Here is a 17,871-nt window from a genome sequence, read left to right as displayed (position 1 = left end):
AGCGCCTCGCGCTGTGGCGTCTCCTCCCGCCCCTCAATTCATGCGATCGATATTCCTGCGCGTGGCCCTCGGCCTCGCGATTGTTGCTCCTGCCTTGCAGGCGCAAGGCGTTGTCAGTGGGACCATCACCGATCCGACCGGCCGCCCGCTCAGTGGTGTGCTGGTGCTCGTCGATGGCACGAGCATTCGCGCCGCCACCGACAAGGGCCTGTATCGCGTGGTGAACGTGCCGGCCGGCACTCGCACGATCACCTTCCGCTATCTCGGCTACGCGCCGCTCTCCAAGACGGTCACGGTCACGAGCGGCCGGACCGCCGTGCTTGATGCGAAGATGGTGGAAGTCGCCACGGCGCTTGCCGCGATTCAGGTCAAGGGCCAGGTGGTTGGTCAGGCATCCGCGCTCAATCAGCAGCGGACCGCGCCGACGATCTCGAGCGTCATCGACAATGAACTGGTCGGGCGTCTCCCCGATCCGAACATGGCCGAAGCCCTCGCGCGCGTCCCGGGGATCGCGGTCGTGCGCGATCAGGGCGAAGGGCGCTTCGTGCAGATCCGCGGCACGAACGCGGACCTCAACAGCATGTCGCTCAACGGCATGCGCGTCAGCACACCGGAACAGAACAACCGGCAGCTACCGATGGACGTGATTCCGTCGGACCAGGCGGCGCAGATCCAGGTCGCCAAGACGCTCACGCCGGACATGGACGCCGACGCCATCGGCGGCAACGTGAACATCGTGACGCGCACGGCGCAGGCGAACCGCCCGCTCTTCAACGTCACCGCGGCCGGCGGCCAGAACCAGCTCGGTGGTGGCGCCCTGGTGAACCTCGGTCTCAACGCGGGCAAGCGGTTCGGCGCCAGCCAGAAGTTCGGCGCCATGATCGGCGGCACGTACTATCGCAACGATCGCGCCTCGCAGAACATCGAGGGTGACTGGTGCTCGCAGACGCGCAACTGCGGTATCGCGCCCTCCCTGACCTCGCTCGACGCGCCCAACCTCTTCGAGTACCGCGACTATCCGCAGGTTGATCGTCAGCGCAACGGCGCCAACGCCACGCTCGATTTTCTGCTCAAGAACAACGGCAAGCTCTTCCTGCGCGGCACCTGGAATCAGTTTGCCGACGATGAAGTGCGCGCCCGCGCACGCTTCCGCTTCCGTGGCGGCACGGGCTCCCGCTGGACCATGATCACCCCGGACTCCGGCGTGACGACCGGTTCCCAGTTCGATCGCGACATCCGCCTGCGCAAGGTGGTGCAGAACATCTATACCGCGCAGTTCGGCGGCGAGCACTTCTCGCAGGGCGGCAAGACGTTCGATTGGACCATCGGTACTTCGCTGGCGCAGGAGGACCGTCCAGACGTCCTCACGATGGCGTTCCGGCAGAGTGGCATGTCGCTGGCGTACAACTTCGAGAACGCCGACCGGCCGCGGGCGAATGTCGTGACCGGCTCGTTCGACGACCCGACGCGCTTCCCGTTCAACAGCCTGATTCGTGAAGTGCGCAAGACGCGTGACGACGATGTGAGCGGCAAGATCAACGGCTCCATCCCGGTCCGTTTCGGGAATGTGGAGGGCACGCTCAAGGGTGGCCTCTCGGCGCGCCTCAAGACGCGCAGCAACCGCCTCGACAACACGACCTTCAGCAGCGCGATCGGCACCAACACGCTCGGCGCCACCAGCGCCACGCTGATGTCCCTGCTGACCACCGAGACGGCGGGGCGGACGATCTTCGACGGTGACTACCAGTTCGGCCGCACCTTCAATCCCGCCCGCATGCGGTCGTTCATCGCGGAGAATCCGAACGCCTTCACGGTGAACACGCTCACATCGCAGACCACCTCCGCCGGCGGTACGTACACCGTGGGTGAGGACGTCTACGCCGGGTACCTGATGGCGACGCTGGATGCCGGCCCGGTGAAGCTGATTCCCGGCCTGCGTGTCGAAGCGACCCGTACCGAGAACACCGCCAAGATCGTGTCGCTCAATGCCGCCGGCACGGCGCTGACCCGCCCCATCACGGACACGACGGGTTCCACGAGCTACACGAACGTCTTCCCGAGCCTCAACGCGACCTGGCGCCTCTCGGATTACACGAACGTGAAGGCCGCGGTCACCACGGCGCTCGTACGGCCGCAGTTCCGCGACATGGCACCGTACATCAACATCACCGCCGGCCAGCAGACCGCCAGCATCGGCAATCCGGCGCTCAAGGCCACCACGGCGGTCAACTACGACGTCATGATTGAGCACTACTTCACGAACGTCGGCTTCGTGGCCGCCGGCGGCTTTGCGAAGGAGCTCACCAACTTCATCTTCGCGACGTCACGCGCCCGCACCGCACAGGATGCGGTGGGCCCCGATGCCACGCAGATCATTCAGCCGCAGAACGGCCAGACGGCCAAGATTTACGGTTTCGAGCTGGCCTGGCAGCAGAACCTCACGTTCCTCCCGCATGCCCTGCGCGGCCTCGGCTTGAACGCGAACTACACCTACACGAAGTCGGACGCCACGATCGAAGGGCTCGGCCGCCAGGGCGTCACCACGCCGCTCCCCGGCCAGACGGGTAACGCCGGCAACGTCGGGGTGTTCTTCGACCGGGGTCCGGTGTCGCTCCGCGTGGGCGGCAACTACTCGGGCGAGTTCCTCTCCACGATCAACCCGCAGACCCCGGATGGCGACACGCGCACCAAGTCGCGGTTCCAGGTGGACGCGTCGGGCAGCCTGCAGCTGCGCAACCGCGTGAAGCTCTTCGGCGAATTCATCAACCTCTCCAACACTCCGCTGCGGGCCTACGTCGGCAATCGCCCGAATCGCGGCGGCGGCGGCGATGACCCGAGCTACGAGTTCTACAAGCCCTGGGGCATGCTCGGCGTGAAGATCGAGCGCTGAGCATCCGATCTCGCACGACAACGGGGGCGTGACCACCAGGTCACGCCCCCGTTTGTCTGTCGGCTACCGTTCAGCCGTTCTTCTTCTCGCGGACCGCGCGCTTCACATCCCGCCGCTCCTGCTTCACATCACGCTTGTCGGCGCGGATCTCGCGCGTCTCCTGCTTCACCGCGCTGGAATCGCCCGCGCGCGCCGCCTGACGACGATCCCGCTGGTCGTTGTTGAGCTCCTTCTTGGCCTGCCGCAGCTCCTTCGTTTCCTGCTTCACCTGCTGGGCGCCGGCCACCGCAAACGGGAGCGCCGCGGCGAGTACGATCGAGCAGACAATCTTGCGCATGGGTCGATCCTCCAATTCAGGTCGCGCCCGCCGGGCCCCGTGCCCTGCGCGGCGTTCAGGAGGTAAGACGACGCGGGCCGGCGGATGTTAAGCGCACCCTCCGTGGCCTTGTGGTCCTTCGTGCCCCTGTGCGGCAGTTTCGTGATCAGTGCAAATCAGCGGGACCCATCCGCCGCCGGCGCCGCCAGCACACCCGGCTCCCCATTCGCCGCCTTGAGCTTCTGCAGCTGCCGCTTGGCGAGATTCGCCACCGGCGCGTTGGGGTGCCGCGAGTAGTACTCGAGCCACTCGCGCGTATCCCGGCTGTCGTACCGCGAGCCGAGTTCCAATGCGCAGGTGAGTTCGGCCTGCGTCTTGGCCTCGTCGCTCGTTTCCTGATACACGATCAGCCCGAACGTGTACGCCGTTTCGTTGGCCAGCGAGTCCACCGCCTTCGGCAGCGGAATCGCGAGCGCGGCCTCACCGTCACCGCGCTTGAACGCATCGTTCCGCGCTGCGACGCAGCCGTCCATGGCGCGGGCAACGCGCGTCCGCACCGATTCGCCGCAGCCGGTGCCGAGCGCGAGCGCGCCCGGCACCGTCAGCAGCACCAGCAGGCGCCGCAAAATCACGGCGTCACCGTGCAGCCGGTCACCACGGTGCACTTCGGATCGAGCGGCGGCAGCTTGAGCCGCGCCAGTTCCTTGTTCACCGCCGCGAGGTCGTCCTTCCACACCTTGTCGAGCGTGGCCTGATACCCCGAGAGCTCCTTCGACAGGATGCCGAAGATCTCCGGCATGTACGTCCCCGGCGGGCCGTCACCACGCTCACTCATCGAGAGCAGGTTCGCGAGCCGGTTGTTCACCTTGATCGGGAAGTTGAGCGGGTCCTGGCCGGACTGATTGCGGACCTGATACACGTTCTCCTCCACCGCCGAAGCGTTGGTCTTGAGCGTGCCGCCCTTTTCCTTGAGTGCCGCATCGTCGGCCGCGCGCTTGAGACGGTCTTCCAGCTGCGTCTTCACGCGGCGGATCTCGATCACCGCCTTCTGCGCCTCGTTCGTCTTGTCACGCACCATGCTGCCGAACTTGAACTGGGCATGCAGGTCCGCGTCGGAGACGTCCTTGATGAGCGGGTTCTTCACGATCGTGAGCGGCGCCGTCATCGCCTTGCCGTCGGCCGTGAGGCGCACCGTGAAGTGCCCCGACGGCAGCGCCGGACCGGCCGTGCCCGCGCCCCAGAAGATCATCCCCGGGAAGCTTTCGATGCCCGTGGAGCGCAGATCATAGTTGTAGCGCGACAGCCCCGGCGTGAGCGGGAACGTGGCCGTCGTCCCGCCACGGCGCCCGCCGCCCGCCGCCGGTGCCCCACCACCGCGCGTCGTGTCGCCCTCGAAGCTGCGCACCACCTTGCCCAGCGAATCGAGGATCTCGAGCTGTGCGCGCTTGGGCGCCTGCTTGAAGAACCACGCGAGCTGTACACCACCCGCCGAGCGCACCCCGACCGGCGGCGCGAACAGATGCGCATCCGCCGCGAGCACCGTCGGCGACGCCTGCCGCAGCGGCGCCACGTTGTCGAGGATCCAGAAGCCACGGCCGTGCGTCGCGATGACCAGATCGTTCTGCTCCACGATCAGGTCCGCCACCGGCGTGTCCGGCATGTTGAGCTTGAGGCTCTGCCAGTTCGCGCCGTCGTCATACGAGATGTACACGCCATGCTGCGTGGCCGCGTATAGCAGCCCACGTCGCGTCGGATCTTCGCGCACCGCGTGCACGTAATCCTCGGCGCCCAGCCCGTTCACGATCTTCGTCCACGTCTTGCCGTAGTCCGTGGTCTTGAAGATGTACGGCGCTCGATCGTTCAGCAGCGGACGGCGCACCGAGATGTACGCGGTGCCGGCGTCGAACTTCGACGCGTCGATCTGCGAGACGCGCCCGAACTCCGGCATGTCCTTGGGCGTCACGTTCGTCCACGTGGCGCCGTTGTTCTTCGTGACGTGCACCAGCCCGTCGTCCGAGCCGGTCCAGATCACCTGCTCGGTGATCTTCGACGGGCCCACCGAGAAGATCACGCCATACACTTCGGGGCCGTTCATGTCGCCGGTGATCGGGCCGCCCGATTTCTCCTGCGTTTCCGGCGCGTGCCGCGTGAGATCGGGGCTCATCTGCTTCCACGTGCGGCCGCCGTCATACGAGCGCCACAGGCGCTGCGAGCTCACGTAGAGCGCCTTCGGGTTGGCCTGCGAGAAGAGGATCGGGAACGTCCACTGCCACCGTTCCTTGATGTCCTTCGACGGCTCGCCCGAGTAGAACCAGGGATACGGGTTCACCTCGCGCCCCATACCGAGGCGGCGGTTGAACTTGTCAACGTACCCGCCGTTGTTGGTGCCCGAGTAGAAGACGTCCGGATCGTTCGGATCGGCCGCGATATACCCCGGCTCACCACCGCCCACCTGATACGAGCTCGCCATGCCACCGAACGCTTCCGCGCCGGCGAAGTTCGGGCCACCGCGCCCGCCACCTGCCCCACCGCGACCAAAGCCGCCGCCGTTGTTCCAGTTGCTCGGCGTGCAGAGCGTCGAGTTGTCCTGCTGCGACCCGCACACATGGTACGGCGTGTGCGCCGTCGTGATCGCGTGATAGAACTGCTCGGTCGGGAAATCCTGCTCCGAGAAGCGCGCGGCCGTGTTGAAGGTCACCGCGCCGCCACCGTCGTTGGCAGCCACCAGATGCGTGGGATCATCCGGATCGATCCAGAGATCATGCCAGTCGCCGTGGCTGTTGCCGCTCGCATTCATGAGCGTCTTGCCGCCATCCGTCGAACGGAACATCGACGTGTTCTGGGCATACACCACGTCCGCATTCTTCTGGTCGGCGAAGACGTGCGTGTAGTAGAACGCACGCTGCCGGATGCTGCGGTCACCGTTGATCAGCGTCCACGACGCGCCCGCGTCATCGCTGCGGAACAGGCCACCGTTGTCGTTCTCCACGATGGCGTACACGCGGTTCGGATTGGCCGCCGTCGTGGCGACACCGATGCGCCCCACGAGGCCGCTCGGCATCCCCTTCGCGCGCGTGATCTCCGTCCAGCTCTCGCCGCCATCGGTGCTCTTGAACAGCCCCGACCCCGGGCCGCCCGACGACATCTGGTATTCCTTGCGGTACGCTTCCCACAGCGCCGCGTACATCACCTTCGGGTTCGTGCGATCGAGCGCGATATCGATGGCGCCCGTCTTGTCGTCACGATAGAGCACGCGCTTCCACGTCGCGCCACCGTCGGTGCTCTTGTAGACGCCCCGCTCCGTGCTGTTCACGCTGTACTTGCCGAACACCGCCGCATACACGATGTCGGGGTTCGTCGGATCGACGCGGATCTTCGAGATCGCGTCCACCGTGCGGAAGCCCACATGCTTCCACGTCTTGCCGGCATCGGTGGACTTGTAGATGCCATCGCCCGGCATGATGTTGCCGCGAATGCAGCTCTCCCCCATGCCGATGTAGATCACATCGGGGTTGCTCTCGCTGACCGCGATCGCGCCCACCGACGCACTCGTGATCTGCCCGTCGGTCACGGGGAACCAGTTCTCGCCGCCATCGGTGGTCTTCCACAGCCCACCACCCACGGCACCGAAGTAGGCAACGTTCTTCTGCCCCTTCACGCCGCTCACGGCGATCGAGCGGCCACCACGGTCCGGCCCGATATTGCGCCACCGATAGCCGCGCAGCAGGGTGGAATCGAGCGTGACGGGCGCCAGCGGCGCCGCTTTCGCCGCCGCCGGAGCCGCTTTCGCAGCAGGCTTGGCCGGCGGCTGCACCAGCGCCGCAGCCGGCACGGCCAGCAACGCGAGGGTACGCAGGGTATTCATGGGCTGAGACGGGTCAGAGAGAGCAACTTTGTGATCCCCGCACATGGGATCACCCCTACGTTGCAGGCTACCGCGCCCAACCGCAATGCGCTGACGCCCCGGTGACAGCCGCGGGTATGCTCACCCCATGCGCGCCCCCAACGACATCACCGGCGCCGTGGTCGACGCCGCCATCGAAATCCACCGCACCCTCGGCCCGGGCCTCCTCGAATCCGCCTACGAGGAGATCCTCGTGGTCGAACTCCAGGCGAGGGGGCTCACGGTCGAACGGCAGTTGATGGTCCCGTTTGAGTGGAAGGGCCACCCGATCCACTACGGCTTCCGAATCGACCTGCTCGTCGAGGGTCGGGTCGTCGTCGAGCTCAAGAGCACCGAGAAACACTCACCGATCCACGTGCGCCAGCTGCTGACCTACCTCCGCATCATGAAGCTGCGCTACGGTCTGCTGGTCAATTTCGGCGCCGCGCGCATGATTGATGGAATTCAGCGCGTGTCGAATGGTTTTTCTGTGGACGAGAGTCCGCCGAACTGATCGCACAGAGCGCACAGAGCCACAGAGAACACTGAAGCGCGCCCGGATCCCGCCGGAGCGCGCCTCAGTGTTCTCTGTGGCTCTGTGTTCTCTGTGAGTGCAGTTCCACTCACATCTCATATCTCACCATCTCAGGTCTCACCCCGCCAGCTTCGCCGCCAGGTAGCCCTTGAGCTGGGAAACGTTCACCCGATCCTGCGCCAGCGAATCACGATCACGCACCGTCACCGTCTGGTCGCCCGTGCTCTGCCCGTCCACCGTGATGCAGAAGGGCGTGCCGACTTCGTCCTGGCGGCGGTAGCGCTTGCCGATCGAGCCGGACTCGTCGTAGTCCACCGGGAAGGCGCCACGCAGATCGTTCACGATTGCATGCGCCATTTCCGGCTGGCCGTCCTTCTTCGTGAGCGGGAAGATCGCCGCCTTGATCGGAGCAATCGCCGGCTTGAGGCCGAGGACCACGCGGCCCTCGTCTTCGCCCGGGACCGCTTCTTCGCGATACGCATTCACCAGCGCGGCGAGCGTCACGCGGTCCGCGCCGACCGACGTTTCGATCACGTACGGCACGTAGCGCTTGTTGTTCACCTGATCGTAGTACTCGAGCTTCTTGCTGGAGTACTGCTGATGCTGCGTCAGGTCGAAGTCCGACCGGTTGTGAATGCCTTCGATTTCCTGGAAGCCCAGCGTGCCGCCGAAGTCGAACTGCACGTCGAACGCCGCGCGCGCATAGTGCGCGAGTTCCTTCTCGTCGTGCTGATGGAACTCGAGGCGATCGGGCGAGAGGCCGAGGTCGAAGTGCCACTGCATGCGCATGGCCTTCCACTGCTCGAACCACTCCATGTCGGTGCCGGGCTCGACGAAGAACTGCATCTCCATCTGCTCGAACTCGCGTGTGCGGAAGATGAAGTTGCCCGGCGTGATTTCGTTGCGGAACGCCTTGCCGATCTGCGCGATGCCGAACGGCACCTTCTGGCGCATCGACTGCTGCACGTTCAGGAAGTTCACGAAGATGCCCTGCGCCGTTTCCGGGCGCAGATAGACCACACTCGCGCTCTCTTCCAGCGCGCCCATGTGGGTCTTGAACATCAGGTTGAACTGCCGCGCTTCGGTGAGCGCACAGGCGTCATGCTGGCCCGGCTGCTTCGAGGGCTTCTGCGGGCACCGCGCGTCTTCCAGCTTGTCGGCGCGGAAGCGCCCCTTGCACGTCTTGCAGTCCACGAGCGGGTCCACGAAACCGGCCACGTGGCCGGACGCTTCCCACGTGCGCGGATGCATCAGGATGGCCGCGTCGAGCCCCTCGATGTCGTCGCGCGAGCGGACCATCGCGTGCCACCAGCGATCCTTGATGTTCTTCTTGAGCTCCACGCCCAACGGCCCGTAATCCCACACCGAACCGGTGCCGCCGTAGATCTCGGAGCTCTGGAAGATGAATCCGCGCCGCTTGCACAGCGACACGAGCTTGTCCATCACATCAGGAAAGCCAGACATGGTTGTTTCGGGTTAGCGGAGCAGATCCGCGACGATGGATTCGCCGTGATCGCGACCGTTCTCGATGAAAATGCGATTCGCCTGGTTCCCCGAGGCGATCACTCCCGCAAGGTAGACACCCGGGAGCGGGGTAGCCATGGTAATCGGGTCGTGTGCCGGAATCCCGCTCGCGGGATCGATCGGCACCCCGACCTGCTCGAGCAGCCCCGTCTCGGGGAGATACCCGGTCATGCAGTACACCTGCGTCGCCGGCAGCGATTCCGGCCCCTGCGGCCCCTCGATCCGCACGTGGTCCGGCTCGATCGCCACGACACGACTCGCGAAGCGCGCCCCGATGACCCCTTCCCGGAGCCGCGCCTCGATCTCCGGACGCACCCACGGCTTCACGTTGGCGTCCAGCTGCTCGGCAAAGTGCACCAGGGTGACCTGCCCGCCGGCGCGATACATGTCGAGCGCCGCATCGACCGCGCTGTTGGCGCCGCCGACCACCACCACCTGCTGGCGCCACGCCTCATGGCCCTCGGTGTAGCCATGACGGACATGCGGGAGCGATTCCCCCGGCACGCCCAGGAGATTCGGCCGGCCGAAATACCCCGTGGCGACCACCACCGCGTGCGCGGCCGTTTCGTACGGCACCCCGGCGCGCGTCTCCGACCGCAGGAGCCAGCGCGCCGGACGCTCCGGCTCCGGCACACCAGGCGGCAGATCGACGCGAACGGGGCGGAGCGTCGTCACCCGCTCGAACTGCCGAACCTCCAGCTCGTACAGCGAGGCCACCCCGCGATAGTAGGCCAGCGCATCGCGACGCGTCGGCTTCTCGGTCGCCACGATGAACGGCACACCGCCGATACTCAGACGCTCGGCGGTCGAGAAGAACGTCATGTACGTCGGATAGCTCACGAGGCCGGCCACGATCGGTCCGCGGTCGAAGACCACGGCCGTCAGGCCGGCGCGCCGCGCCGCGATCGCGGCCGCCAGACCACAGGGCCCGGCACCCACGATCGCGAGATCGATCACCGGTGGCGTACGGCCATCGGGCATGAGGACGCCGCTTACAGCGCGGCGGCGTGCACCGCGATGATCTGATCGCGGCGCGTACCCACGCTCACATAGCTGACCGGCGTCTCACACAACGCCTCGAGCCGGTCGATATACGCCCGCGCCGCCGCCGGCAGCTCGTCGAGCGTGCGGCAGTCCTGCGTGCTCGTCTTCCACCCCGGCAGCCACTCGTAGATCGGCTTCGCCCGCTCGAGGAGCGAGAGATCGGCCGGGAACTCGGTGTGCACCTCCCCGTCGATCTCGTACCCCGTGCAGATCGCCAGCTGGTCGAGCGTATCGAGCACATCCACCTTCGTGATCGCGAGCCCGGTGAGCCCGTTCACGCGCGCGGCGTAGCGCACCACCACGCTGTCAAACCAGCCGCAGCGCCGCGGACGCCCGGTCGTGGCCCCGAACTCATGGCCCAGCGCGCGCACATGGCTGTGCAGCGGCTCCTCGAGCTCGGTGGGCAGCGGGCCGTTGCCGACGCGCGTCGTATACGCCTTCACCACGCCCAGCGCGCACTGCAGCGACATCGGCGAAATGCCCACGCCCGTGGCCGCCCCACCCACCGTCGTGTTGCTCGACGTCACGAACGGATACGTACCGTGATCCACGTCCAGCAGCGAGCCCTGCGCGCCTTCCAGCAGCACCGCGGCGCCATTCTTGATCGCGCGGTGCACACACAGCCCGACGTCCTCGGCGAGCCCCAGCAGACGCGGCGCGAGGGCGCCCAGCGTGACCATCGTCTCATCCACACTCGCACGCACGTCGGAGCCGCTGCGCTCGAGCTGCGCATTGGCGCGCTCCACGCCGGCGGTCACCAGCTCCCGGAGGCGGTCGGTGTTGCGCAGGTCCAGCACGCGCACCCCACGACGCGCCACCTTGTCTTCGTAGGCCGGACCGATGCCGCGACCGGTCGTGCCGATCGCCTTGCTCGCCGCGCTCGCCTTGTCCACCAGCTTGTGGTAGGGCATCACGAGATGGGCGCGCTCGCTCACATAGAGACGCCCCTCCACGTCGATCCCGTCGGCCACGAGCTTGTCGATCTCGACGAACAGCGTCTCCGGGTCCATGACCACGCCGTTGCCGATCGCGCACCGCACGCCCGGGTGCAGGATCCCGCTCGGGATCTGGTGCAGGATGAAGGACTTGTCCCCGATGTGCACCGTATGACCGGCATTCGCGCCGCCCTGGTAGCGCACCACCCAATCGGCGCGCTCGGCCAGCACGTCCACGAGCTTGCCCTTCCCTTCATCGCCCCACTGCGAGCCCACCACGACCACGGTGCGCGTCGTCGAATCGAACATGCGGTTGTCTCCGGCAGCCGACTCGGCCGCCCACAAAAAACGCCCCGCGGACGGTCCGCGGGGCGTTGTTGGAATCTAGCTCCTCACCGAGCCGAAGCAATGCGTCGGACGCGCTCAACCGCCCGTCAATCGCCCAGTCAGCAGCAGCGCGCCGACCAGCGCCACGATGGCCACGCCGATGCCCGTCTTCACGGCCGCGGCCGCCACGCGCCCGAGCAGGGCCCCGCGTGCGACCCGCACCGGTTCGCCGCGCTGCGCCTTGGCCACGGTCAGCTCCCCCAGAAGCGCGCCGACGAAGGCGCCGGCAAAGGCGCCGAGCATCGAGCCCACCACCGGCACCGGTACGCCCAGCACGGCCCCCACCAGACCGCCCAGGATGGCCCCGAACGACGCCCGCCGGCTCCCCCCGTGCTCGCGCGCATACCGGCCGGCAATGGTGAACTCCAGCACCTCGGCCACCACGACCAGCGCCGCGACCACCCCAAAGGTCACCGGCCCGATGGGGCCCGCCGGCACGACCACCCAGTGCAGCAGCGTCGCGCCGAGCATGCCCCACAGCCCCGGGAGTCCCAGGGGGACCAGCGCCAGGCCAACGAGGAGCGCGGCAACGAGCAGAAGACCACTCAGCATGGTGAACGGTACGTCATGGTCCAACGACAGGTTTCATCGTTAGGAAAGAAGGTCCTATCCGTGCGTTACATCACGACGCAAACACTCGTCACCCTGTGTATCGCAGCACACCGCACTCTTTGTCGGCAGGGAGCATCGCAATGGCATTCGGCTGGTTCAGCAAGGTCAAGCAGGCATTCGGATCGGGAGGCGCCGCCGCCACCGCGTCGCGGCCATCCGTCGCGGCCATCGAGCCGACCCCGACCACTGCTCCCGAGCCGGCCGCCGAGATCGCGCCTGAAGCCTATGTCGCCTTCCTCGAGCATCCGGCACCGGTCCCGCCGCCCCCGCCGACCCCGACCGAAGAACTGATCGCCCAGCTGCGGCAGCATCCGGCACTCAAGGACTCGCCCGACGGCCCCGATCTGCTCGACCTGCTCAGCAGCAGCCCGAATGCGATGGTTCGCCAGCTGCCCTCCGCGGCGCAGGCCAGCCTCGCCCTCTGTGACGATCCGGGACTGACCCGTCGCCAGCTGGCCGAAAAGCTCGCCTCGGACCCGGCGCTCGTGCAGGCCCTGCTCAAGACCGCCAACAGCGCCGCCTTCGGCGCCGGCAAGGACTCGGTGATCAGCATCGAGCCCGCGCTTGATCGCATCGGCGTGGCCGGCGCGCGCAGCATCATCTTCGCCAACGCGGTGGACGGCGTCCTGAGCCGCCCCGGCGGGGAATTCAACGGCATGGCCAACGAGGTGTGGAACCACATGGTCCGCACCGCGCCCATTGCACGCGCGCTCGCGCAGGCGTTCGACGCCAATGGCGACGAGGCGTTCGCGATTGCCCTGCTGCACGACGTCGGCAAGCTCGTGATCTTCGATCGGATCTCGGCGCTCCGTTCCACCAAGCGCCGCGACGTGAAGCTGGCCCCGGCGTTCACGGACGCGCTGCTCAACTCCCTGCACGAACCCCTCGGTGCCCTCGCAGCGCGCACATGGGGCATGGGCGAGCGCTCCGCGCGCGCCATCGGCTTCCATCACTGCCGCACCAGCGACGGCGAACCGAACACGCTCGCCGAAATCACCTACGTCGCCGAACTCGCCGATCATGCGGTGCGGCGGGGCATGGCCGTTGATCTCCATCGCGTGTGGTTCGATGGCAAGATCACCGCGGATCTGCAGCGCCTCATGAAGGTGCTGGATGCCTGGGAGATTCCGATCGTCTGACGCATCCGGGCGTCTTGAGTCGTCGGTCGACGTGGACCGATGATCCGCCCGATGTCGTGCCTTTCTCGGTGGCACCTACATGGCTGGCAAGTTCTGGGGACAACTCTTTGGCGGTGACAGCGCCAAGGGGAAGACCACACCAACCGCGACGCGTGAGCGCGACCGAGAACGCGAACGCGACCGCGACCGGGAGCACGAAGACGACGCCGCGTCGTCGACCGAGCTCGTCTTTCTCGATCCGTACAACGAGCCGCCGCCACCGGCGCCGACGGATCTGCTCATTGCCACCCTCGGGATTGATCCCGAGGCGAAGGCCTCGCCCGACGCGCCGGCGCTGCTGGAGCTGGTGGCCAAGGGGCCCGACGACATGATTCGGCGCCTCCCCTCGGCGGCGCAGACCTCACTCGCGCTGTGCGATGATCCGAACCTGACGCGCCCGCAACTCGCCGAGAAGCTCTCCGACGACCCCTCACTCGTGCAGTCGCTGCTGCGCTGCGCCAACAGCGCCGCGTATGGTGCGGGCAAGGCGCCGGTGATCGGGATCAGTCAGGCGATCGACCGCATCGGGATGGCCGGGACGCGCAGCCTGATCTTTTCGAACGCCATCGACGGGGTGCTGAGTCGCCCCGGTGGCGAGTTCGACGCCATGGCGGGCGATGTGTGGCAGCACATGGTGCGTACGGCACCACTGGCGCGCTCCCTCGCGCCGCTGCTGTCGGTCGATCCCGATGAGGCCTTTGCCATCGCGCTGCTGCACGATGTGGGCAAGCTGGTGATCTTCGATCGCATCAGCGCGCTGCGCTCGAAACTGCGGCGCGATGTGAAGCTCACGCCAGGGTTCACCAAGTCGCTGCTCATGGACCTGCACGAGACGCTGGGGGCGATGGCAGCCGAAGCGTGGAACATGGGGCCGCGCGCCGCTCGCGCGATTGGCGCCCATCACCGCCGGAGCGGTGACGGCATGCCCAACCCGCTCGCCGAAGTGGTCTACGTCGCCGAAGCGCTCGACCATGCCATGACGCGCAACGACCGCTTCGATACGCGCAGCGTGCTCTTCGACGGCAAGGTGAAGATGGATCACGACCGCCTCGCCGCCGTCCTCGAGCGGCTGGACGTCACCTTCCGCTGAGGCCCCCCCGAGGGATCCTCAGCGCCCCCTCGGTGGTCAGGCCGGCAGGACGCCGGCCTCCGTCAGCACCGCGCGAATCTTGGCGCGCTCGGCGTCGCTGGCGGCCAGCAGCGGCGAACGCGGCGGGCCGCCGCTCAACCCCACCAGGTCCATGGCCGCCTTGATGCCGGCCGGACCCAGCGCCCCGCCGATCTCCGTCGCGATCGGCACCAGCCGCTGCTGCATCGCCGCGGCTTCGTCACGCTGCCCCTGACGATACAGATCCACCATGCGACGCACCGTCGGCCCCGCGTAGAGACCGATCGCGAGGATCGCCCCCGACGCCCCCCGCTCGAGCGCCGGCACCACCGTGCCGCCACTGCCCGTGAGCACGCGGAACGTGTCGCTCTGCGCCGCGAGATACTGCTCGAGCATCGGCAGGTTGCCGGCGCTGTCCTTCATGCCGATCACGTTCGGATGCTGCGCCAGCTCGTGCACCAGCGCCGCGCTCAGCACGACGTGCGCGTACGCCGGCATGTTGTAGAGCAGCACCGGCAGCGGACTGGCGTCGGCGACGGCCCGATGGTGCGCCACCAGCGCCTCTTCGGTCATGCGCTTGAGGAAGTAGTGCGGCGAGATCACCAGCACCGCACTCGCCCCGAGTCGCTTGGCATCGTGCGCGCGCGCAATGGTCTGGCGCGTGCTCTCGCTGCCGATCCCCATCAGCAACCACTTGTCGGTCGGCACGCGTTCGCGCGCCCAGGTCAGCAGTTGGCGACGATCCTCGTCGTCCAGCAGCGCCGACTCGCCGCTCGAGCCGGCGACAAGCACGCCGTCCATGCCGAAGGCGAGATGCTGGTCGATGTTGCGCTGAAACGCCGCGCGATCCAGATCGCCGTTCGCGGCGAACGTCGAGACGGCGGGGACCATGAGCCCGCCCAGAGCTGGTAGCGTCATGGCCTCAAAGCTAACGGCCCGGCGGCTCCTCTGCGGAGCGGCCGGGCCGGCACATCATCGGGGGCGCTGGTCAGCCGGTGCCGAACAGGTTCTCGAACCCGCTGCTGAACGACGCATCATTGACCCCGAACGGGTTGGGGCTCGAGACCGACTCGTGGCTCGTCGGGCTGGTGGCCAGGGGCGGCAGCGTCGCGCCCGTCCCGAGCGGACTGGGCGCCTTGGTTGACTGCGTGGACACCCCACGGGGCGCGGTGCGACGGGCCGCCGGTGCCCCGCCCGGAACGGTCTGCCGCTTCTTGGGATCGATGGACGGTACGCCCAGCGGCGTGCGCCGTCCCTTCCCCATGGTGAAGTGCAGCTCGAAGTCCGCGGGGTTGGTCGCCGCCGCCTTCGCCACATCGAACGACACCTCGCCCTTGTTCACCAGCTCGGTGAGATGCTGGTCGAACGTCTGCATCCCATACTGGGCGCCGTCGGCCATGTAGTCACGGATCTCGGCGATGCGCCCCTCGGCAATGAGGTCGCGGATGGTGCTCGACACGATCATCACCTCGGCCGCCACCACGCGCCCCTTGCCGCTCTTGTGCGGCAGCAGGCGCTGGCTCACCACCGCATGCAGCGACTCCGCCAGACGCATCCGCACGACCTGCTGCTCCTCGGGCGGGAACATCGCCATGATACGCACGATCGTGCTCTGCGCATCCGGTGTATGTAGCGTGGAGATGAGCAGATGCCCCGTCTCGGCCGCCTTCATGGCCGTGTCGATCGTTTCGGCGTCGCGCATCTCACCGATCAGGATGACATCCGGATCCTGACGCAGCGCCGCCCGCAGTCCGTGACGGAAACTGTCAGTGTCCACCCCCACCTCGCGCTGTGTCACCGACGCCTTGATGTCGGTGTGCAGGAACTCGATGGGATTCTCGAGCGTGAGAATGTGTTTCTCGTAGCTCGCGTTGATCTCGTTCACCAGCGCCGCCATGGTGCTCGACTTACCCGATCCGGTCACGCCGGTCACCAGGACCATGCCACGCTCCGTGTGCGCGATGCGCGTCAGCACGGGCGGAAGATGCAGCGACGCGACGGTCGGCACATTCTCGGGAATCACACGGCACACAATCGAGAACGAGGCCCGCTGTCGCAGAATGTTCACGCGGAACCGGCCGACCTGATCGGCGGCCCAGGAACAGTCGTGGTCGCGCAGCGCCTCCAGATCGATCTTCGACGCCTCATGCCCCAGCAGGTGGACCGCGATGTTCTGCGTCTGCTCGGCCGTCAGCGCCTGCTTGGTCAGCGCGACCAGGCGCCCGTCGATGCGGGCGCGTACCATGTCGCCGGCCTTGATGTGCACATCGGATGCACCACGGTCGACGGCTGCCTTGAGAATGCGTTCAATGGCCACGGAGAATCCAAAGCACGGGCGGGAGGGAACGAGGGACTCCGTTGGAGAGACGGTTCATTCCGCCCCCCGCAACGCGTACCCGCCGCTCCAGCACGCCCGTGGGCGCCGCGTACCGTTTGGTACGCGGCACCACCCGTCACGACAAACGCAGCGGGTCGAGGCCGATGATGTCCCGTACTTCGCGCATCGTCGTTTGCGCGATTTCCCGGGCCGCACGACCGCCGTCGGCGATCGCATCCAGGGCCTGCTGCGGGTTGGCGTCCAGCGCCTCCGCCCGGCGACGGATCGGCGTCAGTTCGCGGATCATCCCTTCATGCAGGACCTTCTTGCAGTCCATGCACCCCCACCCCGCACTGCGGCACTGCTGCGCCACGTGGGCCTGGGTGGCCTCGTCGTTGAACGCCTTGTGCAGCTGGAAGATGTTGCAGACGTCCGGATTGCCCGGATCCGTCTTCCGCACGCGCGCCGGGTCGGTGACCGCCGGCCGCAGCTTCTGCCAGATCTCGTCGTCGCTTTCGAGCAGCCCGATCGTGTTGCCGAGCGACTTGGACATCTTGGCATTGCCGTCGAGGCCCATGATGCGCCGCGTGGGGGTCAGCAGCGGCTTGGGCTCCGGGAAGTACTCCACGCCAAACTTCGCGTTGAACTTGCGGGCGGTATCGCGCGCCAGTTCGAGATGCTGCACCTGATCCTCCCCGACCGGCACGCTGTCCGCCCGGTACAGCAGGATGTCGGCGGCCTGAAGCACGGGGTACATCAGGATCCCGGCCGGGATGCTCTCCATCTTCGACGACTTGTCCTTGTACTGCGTCTGCCGCTCAAGGTCGCCGATGGGCACGATGGTCGTGAAGATCCACGACAGCTCGGTATGCTCGGGCACGTCGCTCTGCATGAACAGCACCGCCTTGGCCGGGTCGATCCCCGACGCCAGCAGCGACTTGGCCATCCCCAGCCGTCGGGCTCGCAGGAGGTCGGGGTCGTAGGCCCCGGTGATCGCGTGGTAGTCCACCACGCAGTAGATCGCCCCCGGATGCTGCTCCTGGAGGGAGACCCAATTTTTGACCGCCCCGAGGTAATTCCCGATGTGCAGTTCGCCCGAAGGCTGGATGCCACTGAAGATGCGTGCCATCCTTCAAACGTAA

Annotated in this window: 14 protein-coding genes; 4 read left to right on the top strand and 10 right to left on the bottom strand. The window is 67.0% G+C overall.

Annotation, left to right across the window (positions count from 1 at the left end; genetic code table 11):
* The first annotated feature begins 40 nt into the window (after window positions 1-40).
* Window positions 41-2,890, top strand: coding sequence for a TonB-dependent receptor (locus K2R93_03630; protein MBY0488911.1), 2,850 nt, complete (start codon window positions 41-43; stop codon window positions 2,888-2,890).
* Between the two features lie 70 nt (window positions 2,891-2,960).
* Here K2R93_03630 and K2R93_03625 read toward each other — a convergent pair whose 3' ends face one another.
* The 3 genes from K2R93_03625 to K2R93_03615 all read right to left on the bottom strand — a co-directional run bounded on the left by K2R93_03625 (window position 2,961) and on the right by K2R93_03615 (window position 7,071).
* Window positions 2,961-3,227 (bottom strand): hypothetical protein, encoded by a 267-nt coding sequence (locus tag K2R93_03625; GenBank protein ID MBY0488910.1) that lies wholly within the window; start codon window positions 3,225-3,227, stop codon window positions 2,961-2,963.
* Between the two features lie 155 nt (window positions 3,228-3,382).
* Window positions 3,383-3,871 (bottom strand): hypothetical protein, encoded by a 489-nt coding sequence (locus K2R93_03620; protein ID MBY0488909.1) that lies wholly within the window; start codon window positions 3,869-3,871, stop codon window positions 3,383-3,385.
* Entirely contained in the window at window positions 3,835-7,071 is a 3,237-nt protein-coding gene (locus K2R93_03615; protein ID MBY0488908.1) for a glycosyl hydrolase, read from the bottom strand. Before K2R93_03615 ends, K2R93_03620 begins: the two co-directional genes overlap by 37 nt.
* A gap of 127 nt (window positions 7,072-7,198) precedes the next feature.
* On the opposite strand from K2R93_03615, the gene K2R93_03610 reads away from it, so the two are divergent.
* Complete coding sequence (locus K2R93_03610; GenBank protein MBY0488907.1) at window positions 7,199-7,603, top strand: GxxExxY protein; 405 nt, start codon at window positions 7,199-7,201, stop codon at window positions 7,601-7,603.
* A gap of 138 nt (window positions 7,604-7,741) precedes the next feature.
* Here the strand turns inward: K2R93_03610 and K2R93_03605 are convergent, their stop codons facing one another.
* The 4 genes from K2R93_03605 to K2R93_03590 all read right to left on the bottom strand — a co-directional run bounded on the left by K2R93_03605 (window position 7,742) and on the right by K2R93_03590 (window position 12,066).
* Window positions 7,742-9,088 carry a glycine--tRNA ligase gene (locus K2R93_03605; protein ID MBY0488906.1) on the bottom strand — a complete coding sequence of 449 codons (1,347 nt, stop codon included), beginning with the start codon at window positions 9,086-9,088 and terminating at the stop codon, window positions 7,742-7,744.
* A 12-nt stretch (window positions 9,089-9,100) separates the two neighbouring features.
* Window positions 9,101-10,129 carry a YpdA family putative bacillithiol disulfide reductase gene (locus K2R93_03600; GenBank protein ID MBY0488905.1) on the bottom strand — a complete coding sequence of 343 codons (1,029 nt, stop codon included), beginning with the start codon at window positions 10,127-10,129 and terminating at the stop codon, window positions 9,101-9,103.
* 11 nt (window positions 10,130-10,140) lie between these two features.
* Window positions 10,141-11,436 carry an adenylosuccinate synthase gene (locus K2R93_03595; GenBank protein MBY0488904.1) on the bottom strand — a complete coding sequence of 432 codons (1,296 nt, stop codon included), beginning with the start codon at window positions 11,434-11,436 and terminating at the stop codon, window positions 10,141-10,143.
* Between the two features lie 114 nt (window positions 11,437-11,550).
* Window positions 11,551-12,066 (bottom strand): DUF456 domain-containing protein, encoded by a 516-nt coding sequence (locus K2R93_03590; GenBank protein MBY0488903.1) that lies wholly within the window; start codon window positions 12,064-12,066, stop codon window positions 11,551-11,553.
* A gap of 140 nt (window positions 12,067-12,206) precedes the next feature.
* On the opposite strand from K2R93_03590, the gene K2R93_03585 reads away from it, so the two are divergent.
* On the top strand, window positions 12,207-13,265 hold the full coding sequence (locus K2R93_03585) for an HDOD domain-containing protein (GenBank protein MBY0488902.1): 1,059 nt from the start codon (window positions 12,207-12,209) through the stop codon (window positions 13,263-13,265).
* Window positions 13,266-13,344: 79 nt separating this feature from the next.
* Window positions 13,345-14,394 (top strand): HDOD domain-containing protein, encoded by a 1,050-nt coding sequence (locus tag K2R93_03580; GenBank protein MBY0488901.1) that lies wholly within the window; start codon window positions 13,345-13,347, stop codon window positions 14,392-14,394.
* Window positions 14,395-14,430: 36 nt separating this feature from the next.
* Here K2R93_03580 and K2R93_03575 read toward each other — a convergent pair whose 3' ends face one another.
* The 3 genes from K2R93_03575 to trpS all read right to left on the bottom strand — a co-directional run bounded on the left by K2R93_03575 (window position 14,431) and on the right by trpS (window position 17,858).
* A complete protein-coding gene (locus tag K2R93_03575) occupies window positions 14,431-15,330 on the bottom strand; it encodes a dihydrodipicolinate synthase family protein (protein ID MBY0488900.1) in 900 nt (299 codons plus the stop codon).
* Window positions 15,331-15,400: 70 nt separating this feature from the next.
* On the bottom strand, window positions 15,401-16,729 hold the full coding sequence (locus K2R93_03570) for a PilT/PilU family type 4a pilus ATPase (GenBank protein MBY0488899.1): 1,329 nt from the start codon (window positions 16,727-16,729) through the stop codon (window positions 15,401-15,403).
* A 136-nt stretch (window positions 16,730-16,865) separates the two neighbouring features.
* Window positions 16,866-17,858, bottom strand: a complete 993-nt coding sequence (gene trpS, locus K2R93_03565; protein MBY0488898.1) for a tryptophan--tRNA ligase — start codon at window positions 17,856-17,858, stop codon at window positions 16,866-16,868.
* Between the last annotated feature and the right edge of the window lie 13 nt (window positions 17,859-17,871).

The organism is Gemmatimonadaceae bacterium, assembly GCA_019752115.1.
In the GTDB taxonomy this organism is placed as follows: Bacteria; Gemmatimonadota; Gemmatimonadetes; order Gemmatimonadales; family Gemmatimonadaceae; genus Gemmatimonas.
Note: the sequence above shows the minus strand (reverse complement) of the source record. Positions and strands in the feature narration are given on the sequence as shown.